This window comes from Actinokineospora bangkokensis, assembly GCF_001940455.1.
GTDB lineage: Bacteria > Actinomycetota > Actinomycetes > Mycobacteriales > Pseudonocardiaceae > Actinokineospora > Actinokineospora bangkokensis.
In genome coordinates this window covers 66,141-89,476 of sequence record NZ_MKQR01000019.1, presented here as the reverse complement: position 1 = coordinate 89,476, position 23,336 = coordinate 66,141, and the positions used below count along the sequence as shown (strand labels likewise).

Annotated in this window: 23 protein-coding genes; 22 read left to right on the top strand and 1 reads right to left on the bottom strand. The window is 75.8% G+C overall.

Annotated features, from left to right (window positions below):
* The first annotated feature begins 54 nt into the window (after positions 1-54).
* The 7 genes from BJP25_RS19995 to BJP25_RS19965 all read left to right on the top strand — a co-directional run bounded on the left by BJP25_RS19995 (position 55) and on the right by BJP25_RS19965 (position 7,149).
* The gene (locus tag BJP25_RS19995; protein ID WP_075976510.1) at positions 55-450 is read left to right on the top strand and encodes a DUF5313 family protein; all 396 of its coding nucleotides are present in this window, start codon (positions 55-57) and stop codon (positions 448-450) included.
* 31 nt (positions 451-481) lie between these two features.
* A complete protein-coding gene (locus BJP25_RS19990; protein ID WP_075976509.1) occupies positions 482-2,527 on the top strand; it encodes a primosomal protein N' in 2,046 nt (681 codons plus the stop codon).
* Positions 2,528-2,636: 109 nt separating this feature from the next.
* Positions 2,637-3,182 carry a peptide deformylase gene (gene def / locus BJP25_RS19985; protein WP_075976508.1) on the top strand — a complete coding sequence of 182 codons (546 nt, stop codon included), beginning with the start codon at positions 2,637-2,639 and terminating at the stop codon, positions 3,180-3,182.
* Complete coding sequence (fmt, locus tag BJP25_RS19980; protein WP_075976507.1) at positions 3,182-4,111, top strand: methionyl-tRNA formyltransferase; 930 nt, start codon at positions 3,182-3,184, stop codon at positions 4,109-4,111. Before def ends, fmt begins: the two co-directional genes overlap by 1 nt.
* Positions 4,108-5,574 carry an RsmB/NOP family class I SAM-dependent RNA methyltransferase gene (locus BJP25_RS19975; RefSeq protein ID WP_075976506.1) on the top strand — a complete coding sequence of 489 codons (1,467 nt, stop codon included), beginning with the start codon at positions 4,108-4,110 and terminating at the stop codon, positions 5,572-5,574. The genes fmt and BJP25_RS19975 overlap by 4 nt, the downstream gene beginning before the upstream one ends.
* Before the next feature lie 55 nt (positions 5,575-5,629).
* Positions 5,630-6,133 carry a flavoprotein gene (locus tag BJP25_RS19970; protein ID WP_075976505.1) on the top strand — a complete coding sequence of 168 codons (504 nt, stop codon included), beginning with the start codon at positions 5,630-5,632 and terminating at the stop codon, positions 6,131-6,133.
* 44 nt (positions 6,134-6,177) lie between these two features.
* A complete protein-coding gene (locus BJP25_RS19965) occupies positions 6,178-7,149 on the top strand; it encodes an asparaginase (RefSeq protein WP_233158172.1) in 972 nt (323 codons plus the stop codon).
* Here BJP25_RS19965 and BJP25_RS34270 read toward each other — a convergent pair.
* Complete coding sequence (locus tag BJP25_RS34270) at positions 7,140-8,009, bottom strand: hypothetical protein (RefSeq protein ID WP_075976504.1); 870 nt, start codon at positions 8,007-8,009, stop codon at positions 7,140-7,142. The genes BJP25_RS19965 and BJP25_RS34270 overlap by 10 nt on opposite strands.
* Positions 8,010-8,376: 367 nt before the next feature.
* Between BJP25_RS34270 and BJP25_RS19955 the strand changes: the two genes are divergently transcribed.
* The 15 genes from BJP25_RS19955 to tyrS all read left to right on the top strand — a co-directional run bounded on the left by BJP25_RS19955 (position 8,377) and on the right by tyrS (position 22,962).
* Complete coding sequence (locus BJP25_RS19955) at positions 8,377-9,600, top strand: cytochrome P450 (RefSeq protein ID WP_233158171.1); 1,224 nt, start codon at positions 8,377-8,379, stop codon at positions 9,598-9,600.
* Positions 9,597-10,691, top strand: a complete 1,095-nt coding sequence (locus BJP25_RS19950; protein WP_075976524.1) for a cytochrome P450 family protein — start codon at positions 9,597-9,599, stop codon at positions 10,689-10,691. Before BJP25_RS19955 ends, BJP25_RS19950 begins: the two co-directional genes overlap by 4 nt.
* Before the next feature lie 30 nt (positions 10,692-10,721).
* Complete coding sequence (locus BJP25_RS19945; protein WP_075976503.1) at positions 10,722-11,336, top strand: TetR/AcrR family transcriptional regulator; 615 nt, start codon at positions 10,722-10,724, stop codon at positions 11,334-11,336.
* 76 nt (positions 11,337-11,412) lie between these two features.
* Positions 11,413-12,432, top strand: a complete 1,020-nt coding sequence (gene argC / locus BJP25_RS19940) for an N-acetyl-gamma-glutamyl-phosphate reductase (RefSeq protein WP_075976502.1) — start codon at positions 11,413-11,415, stop codon at positions 12,430-12,432.
* Entirely contained in the window at positions 12,429-13,604 is a 1,176-nt protein-coding gene (gene argJ, locus BJP25_RS19935) for a bifunctional glutamate N-acetyltransferase/amino-acid acetyltransferase ArgJ (RefSeq protein WP_075976501.1), read from the top strand. The genes argC and argJ overlap by 4 nt, the downstream gene beginning before the upstream one ends.
* Positions 13,601-14,488 carry an acetylglutamate kinase gene (gene argB / locus BJP25_RS19930; RefSeq protein ID WP_075976500.1) on the top strand — a complete coding sequence of 296 codons (888 nt, stop codon included), beginning with the start codon at positions 13,601-13,603 and terminating at the stop codon, positions 14,486-14,488. The genes argJ and argB overlap by 4 nt, the downstream gene beginning before the upstream one ends.
* On the top strand, positions 14,485-15,687 hold the full coding sequence (locus BJP25_RS19925) for an acetylornithine transaminase (protein WP_075976499.1): 1,203 nt from the start codon (positions 14,485-14,487) through the stop codon (positions 15,685-15,687). The genes argB and BJP25_RS19925 overlap by 4 nt, the downstream gene beginning before the upstream one ends.
* Before the next feature lie 3 nt (positions 15,688-15,690).
* Positions 15,691-16,611, top strand: coding sequence for an ornithine carbamoyltransferase (gene argF, locus BJP25_RS19920; protein ID WP_075976498.1), 921 nt, complete (start codon positions 15,691-15,693; stop codon positions 16,609-16,611).
* Entirely contained in the window at positions 16,608-17,159 is a 552-nt protein-coding gene (locus BJP25_RS19915; RefSeq protein ID WP_075976497.1) for an arginine repressor, read from the top strand. Before argF ends, BJP25_RS19915 begins: the two co-directional genes overlap by 4 nt.
* The gene (locus BJP25_RS19910) at positions 17,156-18,349 is read left to right on the top strand and encodes an argininosuccinate synthase (RefSeq protein WP_075976496.1); all 1,194 of its coding nucleotides are present in this window, start codon (positions 17,156-17,158) and stop codon (positions 18,347-18,349) included. The genes BJP25_RS19915 and BJP25_RS19910 overlap by 4 nt, the downstream gene beginning before the upstream one ends.
* Before the next feature lie 268 nt (positions 18,350-18,617).
* Complete coding sequence (argH, locus tag BJP25_RS19905; RefSeq protein WP_143219214.1) at positions 18,618-20,045, top strand: argininosuccinate lyase; 1,428 nt, start codon at positions 18,618-18,620, stop codon at positions 20,043-20,045.
* Entirely contained in the window at positions 20,042-20,749 is a 708-nt protein-coding gene (locus BJP25_RS19900; protein ID WP_075976495.1) for an SGNH/GDSL hydrolase family protein, read from the top strand. Before argH ends, BJP25_RS19900 begins: the two co-directional genes overlap by 4 nt.
* A complete protein-coding gene (locus BJP25_RS19895) occupies positions 20,731-21,375 on the top strand; it encodes a DNA-3-methyladenine glycosylase (RefSeq protein ID WP_075976522.1) in 645 nt (214 codons plus the stop codon). Before BJP25_RS19900 ends, BJP25_RS19895 begins: the two co-directional genes overlap by 19 nt.
* A 19-nt stretch (positions 21,376-21,394) precedes the next feature.
* The gene (locus tag BJP25_RS19890; RefSeq protein WP_075976494.1) at positions 21,395-21,661 is read left to right on the top strand and encodes a DUF3253 domain-containing protein; all 267 of its coding nucleotides are present in this window, start codon (positions 21,395-21,397) and stop codon (positions 21,659-21,661) included.
* 17 nt (positions 21,662-21,678) lie between these two features.
* Positions 21,679-22,962 (top strand): tyrosine--tRNA ligase, encoded by a 1,284-nt coding sequence (tyrS, locus tag BJP25_RS19885; RefSeq protein ID WP_075976493.1) that lies wholly within the window; start codon positions 21,679-21,681, stop codon positions 22,960-22,962.
* Positions 22,963-23,336 lie beyond the last annotated feature (374 nt).

Genomic DNA, 23,336 nt, shown 5'->3' with positions numbered 1-23,336 from the left:
ACCCCGGGCACCCCGGGGTGGCCCGCCGCGCGTCCGAGACGGGGAGGAGGGCTGATGCGGTTCATCCGGCCCGACCCGCTGCACTGGCTCTGGTACGCCGTGGGCGGGACGCTGCCGCCGCGCAACCGCCCGTGGGTGCTGTGGGACCTGACCTGCCGCACGTGGGTGCCGCGGCACTTCGCCAGGGTGATGGTGCTGTTCCTGCCGTTCTGGTTGCTGCTGCTGGTCCCCGGGCCCGCCTCGCTGCGGTTCTCGATGGTGGCCGCGGCCTACTGCACCGGCCTGTACTTCTCGCTGTCGTTCCTGGAGGACGCGTGCGAGCGGCGGCTGGTGCGCCACGGCTTCCCGGCCGGGCTCAACCGCCGCATCCGCGAGGACTCCAGCCGCCGCGACCGCGCTGAGATAGCGGACCTGTACGCCTCGTACTACCCCGACCCCCGATCCGGGTGATGGCGCGGCAGGTCTGGTAGACCAACCAGCCATGGCCACCCCGGACCCCAGCGCGCACGCGCTGTTCGAGGTGCCCGCGCCGCCCCCGCCCGCCGAGGACAAGCCCGCCAAGGGGCTGCCCCGGCCCGCGGCGGACCTGCCGGTGGCGCGCGTGGTGGTGGACGTCCCGCTGGCCCACCTCGACCGCACCTACGAGTACCTGGTGCCCACCCGGTTCGACGCCGAGGCGGTGCCGGGCTGCCGGGTGCGGGTGCGGTTCGCGGGCAAGGTCGTCGACGGCTTCCTGCTGGAGCGGGCCGCGGCCGCCGAGCACGACGGCAGGCTCGCCTTCCTCGACCGCGTGGTGTCCCCGGAGCCGGTGCTCTCGGCGGAGGTCGCCCGCTCCTGCCGCGCGGTGGCCGACCGCTACGCGGGTACCCTCATCGACGTGCTGCGCCTGGCGATCCCGCCCCGGCACGCCAAGGTGGAGGCCGAGGAGCCCGCCGCGCCCGCCGCCGCGCCCGCCAGGCCCGCGGGGGCGGCGTGGGGGGAGTACCGGGCGGGCCGGGCGTTCCTGGACGCGGTGCACGCGGGCAAGCAGGCGCACGCGGTGTGGCAGGCGCTGCCCGGTGAGGACTGGCCCGCCCGGCTGGCCGAGGTCGCCGCCACCGCCGCGAGCGCCGGGCGGGGCGCGGTCGTCGTCGTCCCCGACCACCGCGACGTGGCCAGGGTGCACGCGGCCTGCGCGGACCTGGTCGGCGCCGACGCCGTGGTCGCGCTGTCGGCGGACCTGGGGCCCGCCAAGCGCTACCGGGGCTGGTTGGCCGTGCGGCGCGGGTGCGCGCGGATCGTCGTCGGCACCCGGGCCACCGCCTACGCCCCGGTGGCCGACCCCGGGGTCCTGGTGGTGTGGGACGACGGCGACGACCAGCACGCCGACCCCCGCTCGCCGTACGCGCACGTGCGCGACGTGCTCGTCACCCGGGCCCACCTGTCCGGTGCCGGGGTGCTGGTCGCCGGGTTCGCCCGCACCGCGGAAGCGCAGCTGCTGGTGGAGTCCGGGTGGGCCGCCGAGGTCGCCGCCACCCGCGACCGCGTGCGCGCGGCCGCCCCCCGGGTCACCGCCCTCGGGGAGCACGACTCGCAGCTGGCCAGGGACCCGGCCGCCCGCACCGCGCGCATCCCCACGGTGGCCTTCGAGGCCGCGCGCGGCGCGCTGACCGCGGGGAACCCGGTGCTGGTGCAGGTGCCCCGCCGCGGCTACCTGCCCGCCCTCACCTGCCAGGACTGCCGTACCCCCGCGCGCTGCCGCCGCTGCGCCGGGCCCCTGCACGTGCCGGTCGGCGCGCCGCCCGCGTGCCGCTGGTGCGCGGCCACCGAGGCCAACTACCGCTGCCCCAAGTGCGGGTCCCGCCGCCTGCGCGCGGTGGTCGTCGGCGCCAAGCGCACCGCGGAGGAGCTGGGCCGGGCGTTCCCCGGCTTCCCCGTGCGCACCTCCGGCGCCCGCGAGGTGTTGTCCACTGTGGACGACAAGCCCGCGCTCGTGGTCGCGACCCCGGGCGCGGAACCGGTGGCCCCCAAGGGGTACGGCGCGGCCCTGCTGCTCGACGGGTGGGCGCTGCTGAGCCGGGCGGACCTGCGCGCCTCGGAGGAGGCGCTGCGCCGCTGGATGACCGCGGCGGCCCTGGTGCGCCCGGCGGGCGACGGTGGCCGGGTCGTGGTGCTGGCCGAGTCGGCGCTGCCCCCGGTGCAGGCCCTGGTCCGCTGGGACCCCACCTGGCACGCCGCGCAGGAGCTGTCCGCCCGCGTCGAGCTGGGCTTCCCCCCGGCGGTGCGGATGGCCTCGGTCGACGGGACCCCCGACGCCGTCGCCGCGTTCCTCGACGACCTCGCCGCGCCCGACGGCGCCGAGGTCCTGGGCCCGGTGCCCCTCAGCGACCCGGACGGCCGGGACCCCCGCGAACGGGCGCTGGTCCGGGTCCCCCGCGCGGACGGCAGGCAGCTGGCCGAGGCCCTGGCCGCCGCGCAGAGCAGGCGCACCTCCCGCAAGGACCCCGACCCCGTCCGCGTCAAGGTCGACCCGCTCGACCTGGTCTAGCGAGGGGGCGGTGCCGCGGGTGATCGGCGCCCGGACCGGACCGGGTGGCGCGCGCGGGCGGGCATAGACTTGCCGGACCGCCCGTGAGCAGTCGTCCAGGGGAGAGCACGTGACCGTCCAGCAGATCCGGTACTTCGGGGACCCGGTGCTGCGCACGCCCGCGGCCGAGGTCGTCGACTTCGACCGCGAGCTGCGCAACCTGGTCCGCGACCTGTGGGACACCATGGAGGCCCAGGGCGGGGCCGGGCTGGCCGCCCCGCAGCTGGGCGTGGGGCTGCGGGTGTTCACCTACCACTGCGACGGCCGGGACGGGCACCTGGTCAACCCGGTGTGGACCGCGCTGGACGACGACCTCCAAGAGGGCCCGGAGGGGTGCCTGTCGATCCCCGGGATGTACTGGGACTGCGTGCGCAAGAAGAACGTCGTCGCGCGCGGGTTCAACGTGCACGGCGAGCCGGTGGAGATCCAGGGGTCGGACCTGCTGGCGCGGTGCATCCAGCACGAGACCGACCACCTCGACGGGGTGCTGTTCCTCGACCGGCTCGACGAGGAGACGCGCAAGCAGGCGATGCGCGAGATCCGGCAGGCCGAGTGGTTCGCCGGGAACGTGCCCACCATCAAGCAGAGCCCCCACCCGCTGTTCGGGGCGCGCTGATGCGGTTGGTGTTCGCGGGCACCCCCGAGGTCGCCCTGCCGTCGCTGCGCGCGCTGATCGCCTCGCCCCGGCACGAGGTCGCCGCGGTGGTCACCCGGCCCGACGCGCCGTCCGGGCGCGGGCGCTCGGTGCAGCGGTCGCCGGTGGGGGCGCTGGCCGACGAGCACGGCATCGAGGTGCTGACCCCGGCCAAGGCGTCCGACCCGGCGTTCCAGGACCGGCTGCGCGCCCTGGCGCCGCAGGCGTGCCCGGTGGTGGCCTACGGCGCGCTGCTGCCGCAGTCGGCGCTCGACATCCCCGAGCACGGGTGGGTCAACCTGCACTTCTCGGTGCTGCCCGCCTGGCGCGGCGCGGCGCCGGTGCAGGCGACCGTGCGCCACGGCGACGAGTTCGCGGGCGCCAGCACCTTCCGCATCGTCAAGGCGCTCGACGCCGGGCCGGTGTTCGGCGTGCTCACCGAGCCGGTGCGCCCCGAGGACACCGCGGGCGAGCTGCTCGACCGGCTGGCGGTGTCCGGGGCGGAGCTGCTGGTGCGCACCCTGGACGGGATCGCCGACGGGGTGCTGACCCCGGTCGAGCAGCCCGCCGACGGGGTGTCCTACGCCCCCAAGATCACCGTCGAGGACGCCAGGGTCGACTTCGGGCTGCCGGGGCAGGCGGTGGACCGGCTGGTCCGCTCGGTCACCCCGGACCCGGGCGCGTGGGCGCTGTTCCGCGGCGAGCGGGTCAAGCTCGGCCCGGTCACCCGGGCCGCGGCCGACCCCGCGCCCGCCCCCGGTGAGCTGCTGGTGGAGCGCAAGCGGGTGCTGGTCGGCACCGCCACCTGGCCGGTGGCGCTCGGCGACGTGCAAGCACAGGGCAAGAAGCGGATGCGGGCGACCGACTGGGCGCGCGGCACCCGGATCGAGGCAGGAGAACGGCTCACGTGACACAGCCAGGCAAGCAGCCGGGCAGGCGTCCGCACCGCCCCGCGGACCGGCGCTCGGGCAGGCCCGCGCGCCCGCGCGGGGCCCACCCGCCGCGCAGGCCGGACACCCCGGCCCGCCCCCCGGTCGAGGACCCGGCGCGCCGGGCGGCGCTGGACACCCTGCGCGCGGTCCGCGCCGACGACGCCTACGCCAACCTGGTGCTGCCCAGGCTGCTGCGCGAGCGGCGGATCACCGGCCGCGACGCCGGGCTGGCCACCGAGCTGGCCTACGGCGCCTGCCGGGCCAGGGGCCTGCTGGACGAGGTCATCGCCGCCTGCTGCGACCGGCCGCTGGCCAAGGTGGAGCCCGCGCTGCTCGACGCCCTGCGGCTGGGCGCCTACCAGCTGCTGCGCACCCGGGTGCCCGCGCACGCCGCGGTGACCTCGACGGTCGACCTGGTGCGCGCGGACCTCGGGTCGCGGGTCACCGGGTTCGCCAACGCCGTGCTGCGCAAGGTCGCCGAGCGCGACGAGCAGGCCTGGCTGGCCGAGCTGGCGCCCTCGGCGGAGGAGGACCCGGTGGGCCACCTCGCCGCCCGCCACGCCCACCCGCGCTGGATCGCCCGCGCCTTCGCCGACTCGCTGGGCACCACCGGGGCGGAGCTGGCCGACGCGCTCAGCGCCGACGACGCCCGCCCGCTGGTGCACCTGGTGGCCCGGCCGGGGGAGGTCAGCGCCGACGAGCTGGCCGCGATGACCGGGGGCGAGCCCGGTCCGTACTCGCCGTACGCGGTGCACCTGGACGCGGGCGCGGGCGACCCCGGCGCGCTGGACCCGGTGCGCGAGAAGCTGGCCGCCGTGCAGGACGAGGGCAGCCAGCTGTGCGCGCTGGCGCTGACCCGCGTGCCGGTGGAGGGCAGCGACACCGCGTGGCTGGACCTGTGCGCGGGCCCCGGTGGCAAGGCGGCGCTGCTGGGCGCGCTGGCGGCCATCGGCGGCGGCACCCTCGACGCCGTCGAGCAGGCGCCGCACCGCGCCCGCCTGGTGGAGCAGAGCACCGAGGGGCTGCCGGTGTCGGTGCACGTGGTGGACGGCCGCGAGTCCGGCCTCACCCCGGGCAGCTTCGACCGGGTCCTGGTGGACGCGCCCTGCACCGGGCTGGGCGCGCTGCGCCGCCGCCCGGAGGCGCGGTGGCGGCGCCAGCCCTCCGACGTCGCCGACCTCACCAAGCTCCAGCGCGAGCTGCTCACCGCGGCGCTGGAGCTGGTGCGCCCCGGCGGTGTGGTGGCGTACGTGACGTGCTCGCCGCACCTGGCCGAGACCGAGGGCGTGGTGTCCGCCGTCGCGCGCAAGTCCGGGGCGACGGTGCTCGACGCGCGCGAGGCGTTCCCCGGGGTGCCGCAGCTGGGCGAGGGCCCGTACGTGCAGCTCTGGCCGCACCGGCACGGCACCGACGCCATGTTCTGCGCCCTGCTGCGCCGGTGACCCGCACGCCGATGACCCGCATGCCGGTGACCCGCACGCGAATGACCCGATGCCGATGACCCGGACGCTGGCCCTGATCGCCTCCGCCTGCGGGGGCGCCGACACCCGGTTGCGCCCGGAGCTGGTGGAGCCCGCCATCGCCCTGGGCTGGCGGGTGGCGGTGACGTTCACCCCCTCGCTCGGGCGGTGGATGGACGCCTCGGGCGAGGGCGCGCGGATCCAGCGGCTGACCGAGCTGCCGGTGCGCCACGGCGCCCGCTTGCCCACCGAGCCCAAGCCCTACCCGATGCCGGACGCGTTCCTGTTCGCGCCCGCGTCGGCGAACTCGGTGGCGAAGCTGGCGCTGGGCATCGCCGACAACCAGGCGCTGACCGCGGCGAACGAGGCCATCGGCACCCCCGGCACCCCCGTGGTCGTGCTGCCGCGGACCGCGCCACCGGCCAGGGCGCACCCGGCGTGGGCCGGGCACCTGGCCGTGCTGCGCGGGGCCGGGGTGACCGTCGTGGACCAGGCGCCCGCCTCGTGGACCGACCTGCTGGGGCTGTTCGCCGCGCCCTGACCGCCCGCTGGCCGCGGGTCGCCGCGCGCCTCTACCGTGGGCCGGTGAGCCGCATCGCAGTCCTCGCAATGGGCGGGACCATCGCCTCGATCCCCGCCGACACCGGGGGCGTCGTCCCCGGGCTGGACGGCGCCGCCCTCGTCGCCGCGGTGCCGGAGCTGGCCGGGCACGACATCACCGCCCGCACCGTGCGCAGCCTGCCGAGCCCGTCGGTCGGCCTGCCGGACGTGGCCGCGCTGGCCGCCGAGGTGCGCGCGGAGGTCGCGGCCGGGGTGGCCGGGGTGGTCGTCACGCACGGCACCGACACCCTGGAGGAGACCGCCTTCTACCTGGACGCGACCGTGGGCGCGCCGGTGCCGGTGGTGGTCACCGGCGCGATGCGCCACCCCACGTCGGCGGGGGCGGACGGGCCCGCGAACCTGCTCGCCGCCGTCACCGTCGCGGCGAGCGAGCAGGCGCGCGGCCTGGGTGTGCTGGTGGTGCTGTCCGACGAGGTGCACGCCGCGCGGTTCGTGCGCAAGCAGCACACGACGAGCACGGCGGCGTTCGCCTCGCCGGGTGTCGGGCCGCTGGGGGTCGTGGTGGAGGGTGTGCCGCACCTGCGCGCGGTCGCGCCGGTGTCGCCGGACCTGCCGGTGGCCGAGGCGGGGCAGCCCCGGGTCGGGTTGGTGGCGGTGGGCCTGGGGGACGACGGTGAGCTGCTGCGCGCGGCGGCCCCGGTGCTCGACGGAGTGGTGCTGGCCGGGGTGGGCGGTGGGCACGTGCCCGAGGTCATGGTCCCGGTGGTGGCGGAGGTGGCGGCCCGCGTCCCCGTGGTGCTGACGTCGCGGACCGGGGGCGGCACGGTGCTGCGCAGCACCTACGGCTACCCCGGCGCCGAGCTGGACCTGCTCGCCCGCGGGGTGGTGCACGGCGGTTTCCTCGACCCGGCCAAGGCCAGGATCCTCCTGCACCTGCTGCTCGCGGCAGGCGCGGACCGCCCGGCGGTGGACGCGGCCTTCGCGCTCTACCGGTAGAGGAAGGGCCTGCGGGTCCGGCCGTCCCGGTCGAGCAGGTCTCCGACCACCCACGGCAGGAACGGGTGCAGCGCCGCCGGGAGCACCCGACCTCCCGCGGGCGGCGGGATGCGGGTCCACCCGCGCTCGTCCAGCACGGCCGCGCCGCCATCCGGCTCCGCGGCCAGTACGGTGCCGCGCTCGTTGATCGCCACCGGGGTGCGCCCGCTCGCGTCGCGCACCGCGGTGCCACCCCGACTGTTGATCAACACCCCGGTCGGCAGCCCGTCCGCGGGCGCTGCGCCTGCGCACTCGGCCCACGCCCCGGCCCGCCACAGCAGCACCCGGGGCACCGGACCGCACCGCGCCAGGAAGACCCCGTCGCCGTGGTGGTTGAGGGCCAGCGGCAGCAGCGGGCCGGGGCCGGGTCGGGGCAGGTCGCGCGCGGCGCCGTCGTGCCAGAGCAGCAGGTGCCGCACGCCGTCCGGGTCCACGACCTCGACGGCGACGTGCCCGGCCGGGCCCAGCACCGCCCCGGCGCACCCGCCGCCGACCAGTTCCCGCGGTTCCCCGCCGCGCCACAGCCACAGCCCGTCCCCGCCCTCGGGCAGGCGCCCGCGCACCAGCACGCCGTCGGACTCGTCGACGCCGACCGCGGCGCTGGCGAGGGCCGCGCGGGGGTGCGGGTGCCAACGCCGCCCGGCGCGCCACGCCGTCGCCCGGGTGGGGTGCCCGGGGCGGGTGTGCGCGCCCACCGCGAGGCCCGCGCTGTTGACCCGCAGCAGGTCGCAGCGGCCCGTGCCGTCGTCCAGCGGCAGCACCCGGTCGCCCTCCCAACGCACCGCCCGGGTGCCGCCGGGCCAGCCCGCTTGGCCGAACACGACCCCGGCCGGGGTGATGCCGCGCGCCGACCCGCCTACCGCGCCCGGCGGCAGCGGCAGCGGGCGCGGCGAACCGGGCCCGCCCGGGACCAGCGCCGCCAGGACGGCGGTCGCCAGCAGCGGGGTGGGCGCCGCCCGGGGCGCGGGCCCACCGGGCGGGCGGGGGCGCGCGGCGCGCTGATCGTCGTCGATCGCTGCTCCACCCGTCCGGACGGCTGAATAATGCCGTGATTCGAGTAGCGAGGATATCGCACGGCGGGTGCCTCACCGAGCGTCACGCCGGTCGGTCACCCGTTCACGCGCTGACGGCCATCCGATAGTTCCCTATCATTTGTGGTGGAGTCCGTTCGGTGAACCGGAGGTCGCAGTGGCGCAGGCAGTGGGGTCCAGCGGGGCGCGGGTCGAGATCCCGGTGCACATGCGGCGGGAGGGCTTCGCGCCCGCCGCCGAGCTGGCGGCCCTCGCCGAGGGCGGCGGGGTCACCCGGGTGCGCACCTCCCAGGGCGGCGACGCGTGGCTGGTGACCCACCAGGCCGACGTGCGCGCGGTGCTGGGCGACTCGGCCACCTTCTCCAACGACCTCATCGCCGCGGGCGTCTCGCCCACCGGGGCGCCGCTGACCCCCGAGGAGGAGGCGCACATCCGGGCGGGCAACCTGCTCGGCTTCGACGCCCCCGAGCACACCCGGCTGCGCAAGATGCTCGCGGGCGAGTTCACCGTGCGCCGCATGCGCCGCCTCCAGCCCAGGGTCTCCGAGATCGTCGAGCAGCACCTCGACGCCATGGAGCGCTCCGGCCCGCCCGCGGAGCTGGTGGCCGACTTCGCCCTGCCGATCCCGTCGCTGGTGATCTGCGAGCTGCTCGGCGTGCCCTACAGCGAGCGCGCCGACTTCCAGCGGCGCAGCGCCCGGCTGCTGGACGTGGGCCTGACCCGGGAGGAGCGCGCCACCGAGTCGCGCGAGATGCGCGAGTTCATGAAGGAGCGCATCGCCCGCGCCCGCCGCGACCCCGGCGACGACCTCATCGGCATGCTCATCCGCGAGCACGGCGACGAGCTGGGCACCGAGGAGTTCGCTGGCCTGTGCGACCTGCTGCTCATCGCGGGCCACGAGACCACCGCGAACATGATCGGCCTGGGCACCCTGGTGCTGCTCGAACACCCCGAGCAGCTGGCGGCGCTGCGCGCGGAGCCGGAGCGCTTCGACGGCGCGGTGGAGGAGCTGCTGCGCTACCTGTCCATCGTGCACTCGACGATCCTGCGCATCGCCACCACCGACACCGAGCTGGGCGGGCAGCGGATCCAGGCGGGCGAGCTGGTGATGTGCTCGCTGCCGCTGGCCAACCGCGACCCCGGCGCGTTCTCCCGGCTGCCGGACCGCTTCGACGTCACCGAGGCGGACATGGCCCACCTCGCGTTCGGCTTCGGCGTGCACCACTGCCTCGGCGCGCCGCTGGCCCGCATCGAGCTGCGCACGGCCTTCCCGGCGCTGTTCGCCCGCTTCCCCGACCTGCGGCTGGTCGAGGGCGCCGCGCCGCGGTTCCGCGAGCTGAGCTTCATCTACAGCGTCGAAGACGTGCGCGTCGAGTGGTGAGCGGGTCCTGCGGGCCGGTCCCCGCCCTCGACCAGGGCGGACCCGACCGCGCGCCGGGCCTGGCCAGGGTGCGGTGGGGCGAGGGCGGGGCGTGGCTGGTGGGCGGGCGGGCCGACCGGCGCGCCGTGCTCGACGACCCCGCCACCTTCTCCGACGACCTCGCCGGGGTGGACCTCGCCGGGCTGGGGCTGGGCCCCGAGCAGCACGACCTGCTGCGCTCCTGCGACCGGGCCGACCCGGCCGGGCTGCGCGCCGCGCTGGCAGGCGAGTTCTCCGTGCTGCGCCTGCACCGGCTGCGCCCCCGCGTCGAGGGCATCGTCGGCGAGCGGCTGGACGCGGTGCAGCGCGGCGGACCGGGCGTCGACCTCATGGACGAGTTCGCCCTGCCGGTCCCGACGCTGGTGGTCTGCGAGCTGCTGGGCGTCCCGCACGCCGACCGCGAGGCGTTCCAGCGCCGCGCCCACGGGCTGCTGGACCCGGACGTGCCCGCGGCGCGTCGGGTGGACTTGGTCGCGGAGCTGCGCGGCTACCTGGCCGAGCTGGTCGACCTGGCCCGCACCGAGCCGGTGGGCGGCCTGGTCGGCAGGCTCGTCGCCCAGCGCGGCGACGCCCTCGGCCGCGACGAGGTCTCCGGGTTGGGCGTGCGGCTGCTGGTGGCGGGCCACGGCACCGTCGCGGCCGTGCTGGGCCTGGGCGTGCACGCGCTGCTGAGCCACCCCGGGCAGCTCGCCGCGCTGGCGGCCGACCCGCGGCGGGTCGACACCGCCGTGGAGGAGCTGCTGCGCTGGCTGGGGGTGGTCGCCGCGGGCGCGGTCCGGGTCGCCACCCGCGACACCGAGATCGCCGGGACGCCGGTCCCCGCGGGCGACCTGGTGCTCTGCCCGCCGCGGTCGGACGGGGCGGACCTGGCGCAGCTGGCGTTCGGGCTCGGGCTGCACCGCTGCGTGAGCGCCCCGCTGGCCCGCGTGCAGCTGCGGGTGGCGTTCCCCGCGCTGCTGGCCCGCTTCCCCGACCTGCGCGCCGCGGGCCCCGCGCGGCTCGTGGGCGCCGGGCGCCCCCGCGCGGTGCGGGAGTTGCCGATCGCCTGGTGAGCGCACCCGCGCTGTGCCAGCCTGTCCGGCATGTCCGGTGACCCCCGCCGCGCCGATGCCCGCCGCAACCACGAGCGGGTCGTGCGGGCGGGGGTCGACGCGTTCCGCGAGCTGGGCGCGACCCCGTCCCTGGAGGAGGTCGCCCGGCGCGCGGGCGTGGGCATCGCCACGGTGTACCGGCTCGTCGGCGGCAGGCAGGGGCTGCTGCGGGCGGCGTTCGAGCAGTTCTTCGCCGAGGAGATCGTGCCGCTGGCCGAGGCGGCCCGCGCGGGCGGCGGCGACCCGTGGGCCGCGCTGAGCGGCGCGCTCATCGCGACGGTCGAGCGGCTGGCGGCCAACCGGCACCTGTTCACCGAGGCCACCCGGGCGGGCGCGATCTCCCTCGACGTGGCCGAGCGCTACCTCACCCCGCTCGGCCACGTCCTGCGCGCGGCCCAGCGCGCCGGGCAGGTCCGCGCCGACCTGCTGGTGCGCGACCTCGGGGCGATCGTGGTCATGGCGCTGGTCACCGCCCACCCGGACGACCCGCGCCCCGGCCACCACCAGACCGCCGACCGGCACCGCTACCTGGCCCTGCTGCTCGACGGGGCCCGCCCCGGTCCCGCCCCGCTGCCCCCGCCCGCCCCGGACGTCCCGCGCCCCTGACGCCCCGGTGTGCCGTGGGACACCATCGGGGGAACCTGTTTTGAGTGAACTTGCACGAGAGTGCATAATCATCCACATGACGGTTCGGATCGCGGTCGCGGGCGCCAGCGGGTACGCCGGGGGTGAGCTGCTGCGGCTGCTGCTCGCCCACCCCGAGGTGGAGATCGGCGCGCTCACCGCGGGCGGCAACGCCGGGACCGCGCTCGCCGAGCACCAGCCGCACCTGCTGCCGCTGGCCGACCGGGTCCTGGCGGCCACCACCGCCGAGGTGCTCGCGGGCCACGACGTCGTCTTCCTCGCCCTGCCGCACGGCGCCTCCGCCGAGATCGCCGCCCAGCTCGGCCCGGACGTGCTCGTCGTCGACTGCGGCGCGGACCACCGGCTCGAGAGCGCCCAGGACTGGGCCCGCTGGTACGGCGGCGAGCACGCGGGCCACTGGCCCTACGGCCTGCCCGAGCTGCCCGGCGGCCGCGACGCGCTGCGCGGCGCCACCCGGGTCGCCGTCCCCGGCTGCTACCCCACCGTCAGCTCGCTGGCCCTGGCCCCCGCCGTGGCGGCCGGGCTGGTCGAGGACGAGGTCACCGTCGTGGCCGCCTCCGGGACCTCCGGGGCGGGCCGCTCCAGCAAGCCGCACCTGATCGGCTCGGAGGTCATGGGCTCGCTGTCGGCCTACGGCGTCGGCGGCGCGCACCGGCACACCCCCGAGATCACCCAGAACCTCAGCAAGGTCGCCGGGCGGCGGGTCGCGGTGTCGTTCACCCCGGTGCTCGCCCCGCTGCCGCGCGGCATCCTGGCCACCTGCACCGCCAAGCTGGTGTCCGCGCAGGACCCGCGCGCGGTCTACGAGAAGGCCTACGCCGACGAGCCGTTCGTGCACCTGCTGCCCGAGGGCCGCTGGCCCACCACCGCCGCCGTGCTCGCCTCCAACGCCGTGCAGCTCCAGGTCACCGTGGACACCGACCTCGACCGGCTGGTCGTGGTCGCCGCAATCGACAACCTGACCAAGGGCACCGCCGGGGCCGCCGTGCAGTCCATGAACATCGCCCTCGGCCTCCCCGAGACCCTGGGCCTGAGCACCGCAGGAGTCGCGCCGTGACCGACCGGAGCACCGGTGTCGCCGCCGCCAAGGGCTTCCGGGCCGCGGGTGTGGCGGCGGGCATCAAGGCCAACGGCAAGCCGGACATGGCGCTGGTGGTCAACGACGGGCCCTCGGCGGTGGCGGCGGGGGTGTTCACCAGCAACAAGGTCAAGGCCGCCCCGGTGCTGTGGTCGCAGCAGGTGCTCACCACCGGCAAGCTGACCGCGGTCGTGCTCAACTCCGGCGGCGCCAACGCCTGCACCGGCCCCGGCGGGTTCCAGGACTCGCACGCCACCGCCGAGAAGGTGGCCGAGGTGCTGGGCATCGGGGCCATCGAGGTCGCGGTGTGCTCCACCGGCCTGATCGGCGAGCGGCTGCCCATGCCCGCCGTGCTGGCGGGCGTGGAGACCCTGGCGAAGGCCCTCGCGCCCGGGGCGGACAGCTCCCTCGACGCGGCCAGCGGCGTGATGACCACCGACAGCAGGCCCAAGCAGTCCGCGCTCACCCACCCCAGCGGGTTCACCGTCGGCGGCTTCGCCAAGGGCGCGGGCATGTGCGCGCCGAACATGGCCACCATGCTCAGCGTCGTCACCACCGACGCCGCGGTCGACCAGCCCACCGCCGACGCCGCCCTGCGCGCCGCGGTCGGGCAGACGTTCAACCGGCTCGACGTCGACGGCGGCACCTCCACCAACGACACCCTCCTGCTGCTGGTCTCCGGCGCCTCCGAGGTCACCCCCGACCCCGAGGTCTTCACCGCCGCCCTCACCGAGGTGTGCGCGGACCTGGTCGCGCAGTTGCAGGCCGACGCCGAGGGCGTCACCAAGCACGTCACCATCTCCGTCTCCGGCGCCCGCACCGACGCCGAGGCCGTCGCCACCGCCCGCGAGGTCGCCCGCGACAACCTGTGCAAGACCGCGTTCTTCGCGGGCGACCCCAACTGGGGCCGCATCGCCATGGCCGTCGGCAACGCCCCCACCGAGTTCGACCCGTCCGGCCTCGACATCACCCTCAACGGCACCGTGGTCTGCCAGGGCGGCGTCGGCGTGGGCGACCGGATGGCCGCCGACCTGTCCGGGTTGGACATCCTCGTCGAGGTCGACCTGCACGCGGGCGGGGGCAGGGGCACGGTGCTCACCACCGACCTGTCGCACGCCTACGTCGAAGAGAACAGCGCGTACTCCTCATGACCACCCCCGCGGACAAGGCCGCGATCCTCGTCGAGGCCCTGCCCTGGCTGCGGCGGCTGCACGGCGCGCTCGTCGTGGTCAAGTACGGCGGCAACGCCATGGTCGACGAGGAGCTGAAGAAGGCCTTCGCCGAGGACATGGTGTTCCTGCGGATGGTCGGGCTGCGCCCGGTCGTCGTGCACGGCGGCGGCCCGCAGATCAGCGCCATGCTCGCCCGGCTGGGCATCGAAGGCGAGTTCAAGGGCGGCCTGCGGGTCACCACCCCCGAGACCATGGACGTCGTGCGCATGGTGCTCGTCGGCCAGGTCAGCCGGGAGCTGGTCGGGCTGGTCAACCGGCACGGCCCGCACGCGGTCGGCATCTCCGGCGAGGACGCGCACCTGTTCACCGCCGAGCGGCGCACCACCGTCGTCGACGGCGAGGTCGTCGACCTCGGCCAGGTCGGGGACGTGGTGACGGTCAACCCCGACGCCGTGCTCGACATCGTCCGCGCCGGGCGCATCCCCGTGGTGTCCACCGTGGCCCCCGACGCCGACGGCGTGCCGCACAACGTCAACGCCGACACCGCCGCCGCCGCGCTGGCGGTGGCCCTGGGCGCGCAGAAGCTCGTCGTCCTCACCGACGTCGAGGGCCTGTACGCCGACTGGCCGGACCGCTCCTCGCTGCTGCACGAGGTGCGCGCCGGGCAGCTGCGCGAGCTGCTGCCGCGGCTGGAGTCCGGGATGGTCCCCAAGATGGAGGCGTGCCTGCGGGCCGTCACCGGCGGGGTGCCGCGCGCGCACGTCATCGACGGGCGGTTCGCGCACTCCGTGCTGCTCGAGGTGTTCACCGAAACCGGCGTCGGCACCATGGTGCTGCCCGACCAGGAGGGGAGTGAGGCATGAACCCGCACGCAGTCGACTCGAACGAGGACGGCGCGCGCCGCTGGCGCGCGGCGATGCAGGACAACTACGGCACCCCCGCGCTCACCCTGGTCTCCGGCGAGGGCGCGCACGTCGTCGACGCCGGGGGCACGCGCTACCTCGACCTCGTCGGCGGCATCGCCACCAACGCCCTGGGCCACGCCCACCCGGCCGTGGTCGAGGCCGTCACCCGCCAGGTCGCCACCCTCGGCCACACCAGCAACCTCTACGTCAACCCGGTGGCCCTGGAGCTGGCCGAGGCGCTGCTCGACGTCGCCGGGCTCACCGGCGCGGGCAAGGTCGTGTTCTGCAACTCCGGCGCCGAGGCCAACGAGGCCGCGCTGAAGCTGAGCAGGCTCACCGGCCGCACCAAGGTCGTCGCCTGCGAGGGCGCCTTCCACGGCCGCACCATGGGCTCGCTCGCGCTCACCGGCCAACCCGCCAAGCGCACCCCCTTCGAGCCGGTCACCCCCGGCGTCGTGCACGTGCCCTACGGCGACCTCGACGCCCTGCGCGCCGCCGTCGACACCGACACCGCCGCGCTGTTCCTCGAACCCGTCCTCGGCGAGGGCGGCGTCGTCCCCGCCCCCGACGGCTACCTGCAGGCCGCCCGCGAGATCACCACCGCGGCGGGCGCGCTGCTCGTGCTCGACGAGGTGCAGACCGGCATCGGCCGCCTCGGCAGCTGGTTCGCCTTCCAGCAGGCGGGCATCACCCCCGACGCGTTCACCCTGGCCAAGGGCCTCGGCGGCGGCCTGCCGCTGGGCGCCTGCGTCGCCGTCGGCGCCGCGGCGGAGCTGTTCGCCCCCGGCCAGCACGGCACCACCTTCGGCGGCAACCCGATCGCCGCCGCCGCGGGCCTGGCGGTGCTGCGCACCATCGCCACCGAGGGCCTGCTGGAGCACACCGCCGCCCTGGGCAAGGACATCGCCGCCCGGGTCGAGCAGCTGGGCCACCCGCTCGTGTCGCACGTGCGCGGCCGCGGCCTGCTGCTCGGCGTCGTGCTCACCGAACCGGTCTCCGCGCGGGTCGCCGCCGCCGCGCAGGCGCACGGCTACCTGGTCAACAACGTCCAACCCGACGTCCTGCGGCTCGCCCCGCCGCTGGTGCTCACCGACGAGCAGGCGCACGGCTTCGTCGACGACCTGCCCGCCATCCTCGACACCGCCCGGGAGGGCTGAACAGTGGTCCGGCACTTCCTGCGCGACGACGACCTGACCCCGCTGGAGCAGCGGCAGGTCCTCGACCTGGCCAAGGCGATGAAGGCCGCCCCGCTGGCCCACCGCGCCCTGGAGGGCAAGTCCGTCGCGGCGATCTTCGAGAAGAACTCCACCCGCACCCGGCTGTCGTTCGACGTCGGCATCCACCAGCTCGGCGGGCACCCGGTGGTCGTCGACGGGCGCACCATGCAGCTCGGCCGCGAGGAGACCATCGAGGACACCTCCCGGGTGCTCTCCCGCTACGTCGACGCCGTCGTCTGGCGCACCTACGCCCAGAAGCGCATGGAGGCCATGGCCTCGGCGTCGTCGGTGCCGGTGGTCAACGCCCTCACCGACGAGTTCCACCCCTGCCAGGTCCTCGCCGACCTGCAGACGGTGGAGGAGCGGCTGGGCCGCCTCGCGGGCGTCACCCTCACCTACCTGGGCGACGGCGCCAACAACATGGCCCACTCGCTGCTGCTCGGCGGCGCCACCGCGGGCCTGCACGTGCGCGTCGCGGCCCCCGAGGGCTTCCAGCCGCACGAGCGCTACCTGGCCGACGCGGCGGTGCGCGCCAAGGAGACCGGCGGCAGCGTCGAGGTCATCACCGACCCCGTCACCGCCGTCACCGGCGCCGACGTGCTCGTCACCGACGCCTGGACCTCGATGGGCCAGGAGAACGACGGCCGCGACCGGGTCGGCGCCTTCCGCCGCTTCCAGGTCAACGCCGACCTGCTCGCGCACGCCGCCGACGGCGCCGTCGTCCTGCACTGCCTGCCCGCCCACCGCGGCTGGGAGATCACCGACGAGGTGCTCGACGGGCCCGCCAGCGCGGTGTTCGACGAGGCGGAGAACCGGCTGCACGCGCAGAAGGCGCTGCTGGCCTGGCTGGTGTCGCAGCCGTGACCAGCACCCGCGCCGCCCGCCAGGCGCGCATCGTCGCGCTGGTCAGCGAGCGGCCCGTGCACAGCCAGACCGAGCTGGCCAGGCTGCTGGCCGAGGGCGGGGTGGAGGTCACCCAGGCCACCCTCTCCCGCGACCTCGACGAGCTGGGCGCGGTCAAGCTGCGCGGCGCGGACGGCGGCGTCGCCGTCTACGTCATCCCCGAGGACGGCGCCCCGGTGCGCGGGGTGCAGGGCGGCACGTCCCGGCTGAGCAGGCTGCTGGCCGAGCTGCTCGTCTCGGCCGAGGGCTCGGCCAACCTGATGGTGCTGCGCACCCCGCCCGGTGCCGCGCAGTTCCTGGCCAGCGCCATCGACCGGGCCGCGCTCGCCGAGGTCGTCGGCACCATCGCGGGCGACGACACGATCATGGTCATCTGCCGCGAGCCGGTCACCGGCGAGCAGCTGGCGCGGCGGTTCACCGCGCTGGCCGCCCGCGCCCCCGACCCGGCCGCGGCCGAGACCGACCCGACCACCACGGATTTCGCAGGGCAACGAGGAGAGCAACGATGACTGACAGGGTGGTGCTGGCCTACTCCGGCGGCCTGGACACCTCGGTGGCGATCGGCTGGATCGCCGAGGAGACCGGCGCCGAGGTCGTGGCCGTGGCCGTGGACGTGGGCCAGGGCGGCGAGGACATGGACACGATCCGCAAGCGGGCCCTGGAGTGCGGCGCGGTCGAAGCCGTCGTCGCCGACGCCCGCGACGAGTTCGCCGAGCAGTACTGCCTCCCGGCGCTGCAGGCCAACGCGCTCTACATGGACCGCTACCCGCTGGTCTCGGCCATCTCCCGCCCGGTGATCGTCAAGCACCTGGTCGAGGCGGCCAAGTACCACGGCGCCAGCACCGTCTCGCACGGCTGCACCGGCAAGGGCAACGACCAGGTCCGCTTCGAGGTCGGCATCGGCGCGCTGGCCCCCGACCTGACCTGCATCGCCCCGGTCCGCGACTTCGCCTGGACCCGGGAAAAGGCCATCGCCTGGGCCAACGACCGCAACCTGCCCATCGACGTGTCGAAGAAGTCGCCGTACTCCATCGACCAGAACGTCTGGGGCCGCGCGGTCGAGACCGGCTTCCTCGAGGACATCTGGAACGCCCCGATCGAGGACGTCTACTCCTACACCGCCAACCCGGCCGAGCAGCGCGACGCCGACGAGGTGGTCATCACCTTCGACAAGGGCGTCCCGGTCGCCATCGACGGCGAGACCGTCACCGTGCTCCAGGCCATCCAGGAGCTCAACCGGCGCGCGGGCGCCCAGGGCGTCGGCCGCCTCGACATCGTCGAGGACCGGCTGGTCGGCATCAAGAGCCGCGAGGTCTACGAGGCCCCCGGCGCCATCGCGCTGATCACCGCCCACCAGGAGCTGGAGAACGTCACCGTCGAGCGCGACCTCGCCCGGTTCAAGCGGACCGTCGAGCAGCGCTGGGGCGAGCTGGTCTACGACGGCCTGTGGTTCTCCCCGCTCAAGGACGCCCTGGACACCTTCATCGCCGAGACCCAGCAGCACGTCACCGGCGACATCCGGATGACCCTGCACGGCGGCCGCGCGGTGGTCACCGGCCGCAAGTCCGACGTGGGCCTCTACGACTTCAACCTCGCCACCTACGACGAGGGCGACGAGTTCGACCAGTCCCTCGCCAAGGGCTTCGTCCAGCTCTGGGGCCTGCCCAGCAAGATCGCCGCGCGGCGCGCGCAGCGTTGAATTCCCCCCGCCACCCGCCCCCTCGCCCCGCCCGGCATCGGTCCCGGCCTGGCAGGGCGGGCTCGGCAGTTCGTCCCCGGCTTGGTGGGCGGGTGCGGCGGGTTCGTCCCCGGCGTGGTGGGCGGGTGCGGCGGCTCGTCCCCGGCGTGGTGGGGGATGCTTGTGCCGTCGGGGTGCGCGGTCGCGCGTGCCCCGACGGCGGTCCACCAGCAGTTCCAGCAGCAGACCGATCAGCAGCAGTTCGACCACCGAGCAGGAAGTTGTCGTCGTGACCCAGCAGGAACCCACCGCTCTCTGGGGTGGGCGCTTCGCCTCCGGCCCCTCCCCGGCGCTGTCCGCGCTCAGCCTGTCGACCCACTTCGACTGGCGCCTGGCCCGCTACGACATCGCCGGGTCCCGCGCGCACGCCCGCGTGCTGCACCGCGCCGGGCTGCTGACCGACGCCGAGCTGTCCGGCATGCTCACCGCGCTGGACGTCCTGGAGTCCGACGTGGCCAGCGGCGCGTTCACCCCCGTCGTGGCCGACGAGGACGTGCACACCGCCCTGGAGCGCGGGCTCATCGAGCGGGCGGGCACCGAGCTGGGCGGCAAGATCCGCGCGGGCCGCTCCCGCAACGACCAGATCGCCACCCTGTTCCGCATGTGGCTGCGCGACGCCGCCCGCCACCTCGCGGGCGGGGTGCTCGACGTGGTGGAGGCCCTGCTCAGCCAGGCCCAGCGCCACCCCGAGGCGCCCATGCCCGGCCGCACGCACCTGCAGAGCGCGCAGCCGATCCTGCTCGCCCACCACCTGCTCGCCCACGCCCAGGCCCTGCTGCGCGACGTCGAGCGGCTGCGCGACTGGGACAAGCGCGCCGCGGTGTCGCCCTACGGCTCCGGCGCGCTCGCCGGGTCCTCGCTGGGCCTGGACCCGGCCGCCATCGCCGAGGAGCTGGGCTTCGACGCCCCGGCCGAGAACTCCCTCGACGGCACCTCCTCGCGCGACTTCGCCGCGGAGTTCGCCTTCGCCACGGCCATGCTCGGGGTGAACCTGTCCCGGGTGGCCGAGGACGTCATCATCTGGTGCACCGCGGAGTTCTCCTACGCCAAGCTGCACGACTCCTGGTCCACCGGCAGCTCGCTGATGCCGCAGAAGAAGAACCCCGACATCGCCGAGCTGGCCCGGGGCAAGTCGGGCAGGCTCATCGGCAACCTCGCGGGCCTGCTGGCCACCCTCAAGGCGCAGCCGATGGCCTACAACCGGGACCTGCAGGAGGACAAGGAACCGGTCTTCGACTCCGTCGACCAGCTGGAGCTGGTGCTGCCCGCGATGGCCGGGATGCTGGCCACGCTGACCTTCGACACCGACCGGCTGGCCGCGCTCGCCCCCGCCGGGTTCACCCTCGCCACCGACATCGCGGAGTGGCTGGTGCGCCAAGGCGTGCCGTTCCGCGTCGCGCACGAGGCCGCGGGCGAGTGCGTCCGCGCGGCCGAGGAGCGCGGCGTCGGCCTCGACGAGCTCACCGACGCCGAGTTCGCCGCCGTCGACCCCGCGCTCACCCCGGCGGTGCGCGAGGTGCTCACCGTGGCGGGCTCGATCGCCTCCCGCGACGCCCACGGCGGCACCGCCCCCGCCCGGGTCGCTGAGCAGCGCGACCGCGTCGTGGCCACGGTCGAGGAGCACCGGTCGTGGGCGGAGCAAGTGATCCGCAAGTGACCCCGGGCGCGCGCGTGCTGTTCGTGGGCAACAGCTTCACCTACTACCACGGCATGCCCCACCAGCTCGCCGCGCTCGCCGCCCCCGACCTGGCGCTGCACCACCGGGTCATCGCGGCGGCGGGCAGGCTGCTCGCGGGCACCTGGGCGGAGGGCACGCCGACCGCCGCGCTCGCCGAGCCGTGGGACCACGTGGTGCTCCAGGAGCAGAGCACCCTCGGCCACGGCCTCACCGTCGACGGGGTGCCCAGGGTCCGCGACCCGCGCGAGTTCCACGCCGCCGTCCGCGCCATCGTGCCCGAGGTGGTGGCCGCGGGCGCGCGGCCCGCGCTCTACCTCACCTGGGCGCGCCGCGACGACCCCGCAGCCCAGGACCAGCTCGACGCGGCGTACACGACCATCGCCGCCGAGGTGGGCGCGGCGGTCGTGCCGGTGGGGCCCGCCTGGCGCGCCGCGCTGGCCGACCGCCCGGACCTGGTGCTGCACGACGAGGACGGCAGCCACCCCAACCCGGCGGGCAGCTACCTGGCCGCGTGCGTGTTCCTCGCCGCCCTGCTCGGCCTCGACCCGCGCGGGCGCGCGGCGGCGGTCAGCGGGCCCCGCGTGGACGACTTCGCCGCCCCGCTGGGCCACGGCACGCTCGTCGACCTCGCCCCGGCCGACGCCGCGTTCCTGCAGGACACCGCCTGGCGGGTCACCCGGTGAGGCTGCTGGGCGCCGACGAGCTGGCCGTGGACCCCGTCGACGCCGCGCACCTGCTGCTCGGCGCCGTGCTGGAGTCCGAGACCCCCGCGGGCACCGTCCGCGTCCGGCTCACCGAGGTCGAGGCCTACCGCGGCGGCGACGACCCCGCCTCGCACTGCTACCGGGGGAAGACGCCGCGCAACGCGGTCATGTTCGGCCCGGCGGGTCACCTGTACGTGTACTTCGTCTACGGCATGCACTACTGCGCCAACGTCGTCGCGCTCACCGACGGCGTGCCCGGCGCGGTGCTGCTGCGCGCGGGGGAGGTCATCGCCGGGCGGGAGCTGGCCGAGTCCCGCCGCCCGGCCGCCCGCGGCACCAGCGACCTGGCGCGCGGCCCGGCCAAGCTCACCACCGCCCTGGCGCTCGACCGCGGCCACGACGGGGTCGACCTCACCGACCCGGCCTCCCCGGTGCGGCTCTACGCCGCCGAGGGGCACGACCCGGCGGCGGTGCGCTCCGGCCCGCGCGTCGGGGTCGCGGCCGCCGTGGACGTCCCGTGGCGGTTCTGGCTGGCGGGCGAGAAGTCCGTGAGCGCCTACAAGCGCGGGGGCAGGCGCAGGCCCGCGCCCGGCGCGACCACCTGACCGGGCGCATGCTGGGGGAGTGGCCGACCCGACCCCCGAGCGCATCGCCGAAGTCCTGCGCGCCCGCCTGGCCCGCGGCACCTCCGCCTGCCCGTCCGAGATCGCCAGGGCGCTGCGGCCGCGGGGGTGGCGGCCGCTGATGGACCCGGTGCGCGAGGTGGCCGCGCGGCTCGCCGAGCGCGGCGAGCTGGAGGTCACCCAGCGCGGGGAACCGGTCGACCCGGCGCGGGCGCGCGGGCCGGTGCGCTACCGGCGGGCCAAACCCGGTGGAGGGCCGCCCGGCTGACCAGGGACACTGGTGCGGTGAGTGAGCACATCCTCGACGAGCTGTCCTGGCGCGGCCTCATCGCGCAGTCCACCGACCTCGACGCCCTGCGCGCAGACCTCGACTCGGGCCCGCTCACCCTCTACGCAGGCTTCGACCCCAGCGCGCCCAGCCTGCACGCGGGCAACCTGGTGCCGCTGCTCATGCTGCGCCGCTTCCAGCGCGCCGGGCACCGGCCGCTGGTCCTGGCGGGCGGCGCGACCGGGATGATCGGCGACCCGCGCGACGTGGGGGAGCGCACCCTCAACAGCACCGACACCGTGGCCGAGTGGGTCGGGCGCATCCGCGGGCAGCTGGAGCGCTTCGTCGACTTCGACGACAGCAACGGCGCGGGCACCGCGGCCAAGGTCGTCAACAACCTCGACTGGACCGGCCCGATGACCGCGCTGGAGTTCCTGCGCGACGTGGGCAAGCACTTCTCGGTCAACGTCATGCTGGCCAGGGAGACGGTCAAGCGGCGGCTGGAGTCGGACGGCATGTCCTACACCGAGTTCAGCTACCTGCTGCTCCAGTCGCACGACTACCTGCGGCTCAACCGCGACGAGGGCTGCTCGCTCCAGGTGGGCGGCTCCGACCAGTGGGGCAACATCATCGGCGGGGTCGACCTGATCAGGAAGGTCGACGGCCGGGGCGCGCACGCGCTCACCGCGCCGCTGGTCACCGACGCCGAGGGCCGCAAGTTCGGCAAGTCCACCGGGGGCGGCAACGTCTGGCTCGACCCGGAGATGACCTCCCCGTACGCCTGGTACCAGTACTTCGTCAACGTCGGGGACGCCGACGTCATCCGCTACCTGCGGCTGTTCACCTTCCTGGACCGGGAGGAGATCGAGGCCCTGGAGCGCGACACCGCCGAGCGCCCGCACCTGCGGGCCGCGCAGAAGCGGCTCGCGGAGGAGTTCACCACCCTGGTGCACGGCAAGCGCGAGACCGAGCAGGTGGTCGCGGCGTCGCAGGCGCTGTTCGGCCGGGGTGACCTCGCCGGGCTCGACCTGTCCACCCTCGACGCCACCATGGCCGAGGCGCCGACCGGGACGGCGCGGCTGGCCGACGGGCCGACCATCGTCGACCTCCTGGTGGTCAGCGGCCTGGCCGACAGCAAGGGCGCGGCGCGGCGCACGGTCAAGGAGGGCGGCGCGTACGTCAACAACGCCAAGGTGACCGACGAGGGGTGGCAGCCCGCCGAGCAGGACCTGCTGCACGGGAAGTGGCTGGTCGTGCGGCGGGGCAAGCGCAACACCGCCGGTGTCGAGGTCGTCGGCTGACCCGTCACCGCCAGTCATCCACCGGGGGTTCCCCCGGTCCATCCGAGTGGTCCCCCATGGCCGCCGGTCCCCCGCGGACCGGCGGCCATCGCCGTTCCCGCAGGTCAGGCTGGTCTCGGCGGCCTGTGACGGGACCCGGGGGAGAAAGTTGGTGTGACGGCGGCCACATTAACACGGAGGTCGGGCTGCGATACGTTGGCTCCAGACCCGTCACGGGGCCGCTGACCTGCGGTTACGGACGGCTCCGGGCGCCCGGGGGTGCGATTTGACCCCGGGTTTGCGGCCGTGTAACTTATCTCCTGTCAGCGCGACACGGACCGGGAAACACCGGGCCGGGCCAACTGGCCGGGGGTCACGAACCAAGCTCCCACCCG